General features: G+C 66.5%; 1 protein-coding gene and 3 pseudogenes. 3 read left to right on the top strand and 1 reads right to left on the bottom strand.

The window, feature by feature from the left end:
* The 3 genes and pseudogenes from B9S58_RS26265 to B9S58_RS39435 all read left to right on the top strand — a co-directional run.
* Nucleotides 1-1,028, top strand: a 1,028-nt coding sequence (locus B9S58_RS26265; RefSeq protein WP_103532483.1) for an IS630 family transposase, incomplete at its 5' end; no start/stop codon positions are given.
* A gap of 423 nt (nucleotides 1,029-1,451) precedes the next feature.
* Nucleotides 1,452-2,449, top strand: a pseudogene (locus tag B9S58_RS26260) (IS5 family transposase).
* Between the two features lie 430 nt (nucleotides 2,450-2,879).
* Nucleotides 2,880-3,313, top strand: a pseudogene (locus tag B9S58_RS39435) (metallophosphoesterase); the annotation flags it as partial.
* Nucleotides 3,314-3,728: 415 nt separating this feature from the next.
* On the opposite strand, the pseudogene B9S58_RS26250 reads toward B9S58_RS39435, so the two are convergent.
* Nucleotides 3,729-4,400, bottom strand: a pseudogene (locus tag B9S58_RS26250) (IS110 family transposase); the annotation flags it as partial.
* Between the last annotated feature and the right edge of the window lie 187 nt (nucleotides 4,401-4,587).

The raw sequence follows: 4,587 nt of genomic DNA, 5'->3' as shown, positions 1-4,587 counted from the left end.
ATGCCGCTCTGCGGGCCCGCCTGGTGCTGTGGACGGCCGAGGGGCGGCGACGCAAGGACATCGCCGAACTCGCAGGAGTCGCACCGAATACGGTGGACCGCGCCAAGGCCCGTTACCTCGTGGGCGGGATTGCCCAACTGGCTTCCCGGAAACCCGGCGGCGGACGCGATCAGGTCCCCGCGACCACTCGGGCCCGGGTGATCGCATTGACGAAGACAACCCCGCCGACGGAATCGGGGCTGTCCCACTGGTCCACGCGGACGCTGGTCAATCACATGAAGCGGCGCGAGGGCATCTCGGTGTCCTGGCACTACGTCGCCCGCATCTGGCGGGAGGAGAACCTCAAGCCGCACCGGAACGGCACCTTCAAGATCTCGAAGGACCCCGCATTCGCGGACAAGGTCGCCGATGTCGTCGGCCTGTACCTGGCCCCGCCCGGCGGCGCGGTGGTGCTGTCCATTGACGAGAAGACGCAGATACAGGCGCTGGACCGAACCCAGCCGGTACTGCCGGTCACCTTCGGCGCGGGCGAGAAGCGCACCCACGACTACGTACGGCACGGCACCACCAATCTGTTCGCCGCCCTCAATGTCCATACCGGTGAGGTGACCGGCGAGTGCAGGCCGAGCCGGAACGGGGCAAGCTTCCTCGCCTTCCTGAAGAAGGCGACCAAGCCGCACGCCGGCAAGGAGATCCATGTCGTCCTGGACAACCTGTCCACGCACACCACGCCGGAGGTGAAGGCATGGCTGGAGAAGAACCCCCACATCCGCTTCCACTTCACTCCCATCGGTTCCTCATGGTTGAACCAGATCGAGATCTGGTTCGGGATCCTGACTCGGCAGTCCATTCGCCGGGGCACGTTCTCCAGCGTCAACGTCCTGGTCAAGCAGATCCGCGACTACATCAACTCCTGGAACGAGGACGCGAATCCCTTCACCTGGACCGCGTCCGCCGAAGAGATCCTCGCGAAGGTCCGCGTCGTCCAGACCAACATGAAGAAACTCGTTAATAACAACTCAAACTGACACGATCAGGATCACGAGACACTAGTCAGCCTCGATGAGCAAGGTCCTTTTCCCATTCTTTCCCATCCGTCTCCCATGGCGGCAAGGGGCGGGCCGGCGAGGCCGAAGGCTCCCCGCCGGCCCGCAGTCGGTCGATCGACCTATATGCCTGCGCGGCGGAGGGGGCTTTGCGGGGCACCCCCGGGTGCCCCGTCTGCGGCAGGTGAGCGGCGCCATTTCGGCTGGTGGGTACTCGCGCTTGCTGTGGCCCCGGGTTTCGCGAGCTCCGGCCCACCGTCTCGGGGCGTGATGGCGTCTCAGCTCACGAGGGTCCTACGTCGTGCCGCCGCTCCCTGGTCGGGCCTTAGGTCCTGTCTGAGATTCAGATCATGAGTTAGGTGGATCGCCTGCGCGCGGAGGCTCGGTGTTGATAGGTCATGAGTCATGGCGCGAGGCGATCTCACCGATGAGCAGTGGTCCCTGGTTGAACCCCATCTCCCGTATGCCGCGGTCGGGCCCATCCCTGATCTGCGAAAGTACTTCAACGCGGCGATGTGGCGGTTCCGCACCGGGGCTCCCTGGCGTGATCTGCCGACCGAGTTTGGGCCCTGGCAGAGTGCGTACGACCGCTTCCGGATCCGGGCGAAGCGGGGCATCTTCCAGCAGGTGATGGAAGCGATGATCGCCGAGGCCGCCGCCCGTGACCAGGTCGGCATGGGTCTGGTCAGCGTGGACTCGGCAACCTCCCGCGCTCACCACCATGCCGCCGGGATGGTCCTCGATCCCGAGCAGCTGGCGGCCCTTGAGGCCGCCGCCGAAGCGGAAAAGGGGGCGGCAAGGAGGGACAACAGCCGCAGGACGGACAAGGTGGTGCCCAAGGCGAAGACGAGGCACGCACCGAGCGACGACGGATCCGCAGACGGCGCCGGGCCCGGTTGAAAGCCGCTGAACTGGGACGTTCCCGAGGCGGGCTGACCAGCAAGATCCATGTTGCGGCCGATCACCGGTGCCGGCCGCTGGTGTTCGTCCTCACCCCTGGACAGGCGGGTGACAGCCCGCAGTTCACCGCGGTCCTCAAGCGGATTAAGGTCCGCGGCCCCGTCGGACGCCCCCGGACCCGGCCGGACGCCGTGGCCGGGGACAAGGCGTACTCCTCCCGGAAGAACCGCCGCTGCCTACGCATACGCGGGATCAAGGCGGTCATTCCGGAGAAGGCCGACCAAGCCGCGAACCGCAAGAAGCGCGGCAGCGCCGGCGGCCGACCCACCTCCCACGACGCCGAGCTGTACAAGGACCGCAACACCGTAGAGCGCTGCATCAACCGGCTCCGCAACTGGCGTGGCATCGCCACCCGCTATGACAAAACCTCGCAGAGCTACGAAGCCGGACTCCACCTCTGCGGCGCGATGCTCTGGATCCGCAGCATCACACCGCACTCATGATCCGAATCCCAGACAGGGCCAATCCAAGGACTCGACACGAGGCCGGTCCGCCACCTCAGCAGCTGTTCGTGGCACCAGCTCACCGCACGGGCCCCGGTCTGCGTTGGAGCTGAAGCGGCTCGGGCATCACGAGGGGTCACCATGCAGCAGGCTCGCACCACAGGCACCAACGAGTGATCAAGCGGGCAGTGTTGACGATGGTGGCGGTCACGAGAGCGTCGGGCATCACCGCTCTGGATATAGGGATCAAGTCCCCGGACGACTCAAGGCGTCAGCCCGACACTCACGTGACCGCCATCGCGGCCAACCTCTGCCGCTCGAACAGCCCGGGTGTACGTCTCTTGGGCTGTCGCTGCTACCGGATTAGGACGGCTCCGACGCCGTGATCACACCAGCCACACCAAGATCATCCATCAACGAGATCACTTACGGGCCAGCCCTTCAGGTCGAAGGGCTGGCCATCGCCCACAGAGCTGGGGTGGTGTGTGCCGATGAATACCTGCTCCACCCCGATCCCTTCTTTTCCCGCGACGAATGGTGCAGGGCGCGCGTGGCCCATGCTGGGGAGCGGCTGGCGGCCTGCGGCTCCGGCCACCCCACCATGCTGGTCAATCATTCTCCGCTGGTACGGGAGCCACCCGAATTCTGCGCTACCCGGAGTTCGCCCAGTGGTGTGGCACCGTCCGAACGGCCGACTGGCATCTGAAATATCACGCGGCTGCGGTGGTCTACGGGCATCTCCACATACCCCGCAGCACGGTTTACGACGGAGTGCAGTGCGAGGAAGTCTCGGTGGGCTACCCGCGTGAGTGGCAGCGCCGTGGAGGACCCGCCGGGCCGCGCGCCGTATTCCCCGCAGCCTGAGCCGGCCACTTCCGATGCCATGGGTGCCCCCGTACCGGGGCCGTAACAAGGCAAATCGGTATTTCCAGGACTTTCTCTCCGGCCCTCGGTCGGTCTGCGGCCTCGCTGCGGCGAGAGGCGCTTGCTGGTGAAACTTCGCAGTAATCGGCGCCTTCGTCTCTGGCTGTTGGCGGAAACTGTATCTTCAATGTCCGAAACTTTTGACTTTAAGAGGATGTCTCACGTGGTGAGTCTGGTGAGTTTCCTATAGCAGGTGAGGGCTGCGGCGAGGCCGAGGAGCGGGGTGCCTCTATGTCGTTCGTCAAGGCGCCCGTGTCGGGTTTGGGGTGGTTCAGGGTTGTTGGGGTTATGCGGCGAGCTCGATGTCCTTCGGCGTGCGGGGTTCGTAGAAGGTGCCGTCGCGGAGCATGGCGAACGCGTCGAAGACCTCGTCGATCAGCCGCTGGGCCATGCGCGGGGCCTTCGGGCGGATCAGCTCCACGAGTCTGCGGCGGCCGGCCTTGCGCAGGGCGGCCGGGGAGCCGTGGCGCTCCAGGAGCCAGGTGACGGCGTGGTGGTCCAGACGCGGTCCCAGGACGCGTTCCTGGGAGGGGTGGAACTGGGTGAGCAGGCCGCGTATCCGGTTGCTGGTGCGGGTGGCCTCGGCGGCGAGGTCCTGGTCGAAGCCGGTCAGCACGGTCAGCTCAGCGGTGATCTCGTCGGTCAGTTCCAGGGAGCGCAGGGTGTGCGGCATCGTCCGCGCGGCATCGGCGATGGCGGCCGCGTCCTTGGCGTCGGTTCTGGCCTCGCCGGGGTAGAGGTCGGCGATCCGGCGCATGGCCAGGCCGGGCAGGTAGGCGACGCGGCAGCCGGCGTCGCGGGCGACGGTCAGCGGCAGGGCGCCGATGGAGGCGGGCTGGTCCACGATGACCAGGACGGTGCCGAACTTCGCGGTCAGCTTGTCGAACACGGCCCGCAGCTTCGGCTCGCTGTTGGGCGGCGGCTTGTCGAAGAACTTCTTCCCGGCCGGGGTGAGTCCGTGGCCGTGGTGCGCGGACTTGCCGACGTCCAGGCCGTGGAACACGCCCACGTCTTCGATCTGGAACATCGTTTCCTTCCAGGGGTGTTGACGGTGCCGGCCTCGGCTCGGGTGTCGTGCTCGCGCATCCATGTTATGCAGACCTGCCGCCCGCGAGCTGTCCGGCGTTGCGCCGGACCGGACGGTGGCCGGACCTCTGATCAGCGTCTCCGACGAACACCCCTCGGGCCCGGTGACACCACCCCCCCCAGGTCAT

This window comes from Streptomyces sp. SM11, from assembly GCF_002910905.1.
Taxonomy (GTDB): domain Bacteria; phylum Actinomycetota; class Actinomycetes; order Streptomycetales; family Streptomycetaceae; genus Streptomyces.
Note: the sequence above shows the minus strand (reverse complement) of the source record. Positions and strands in the feature narration are given on the sequence as shown.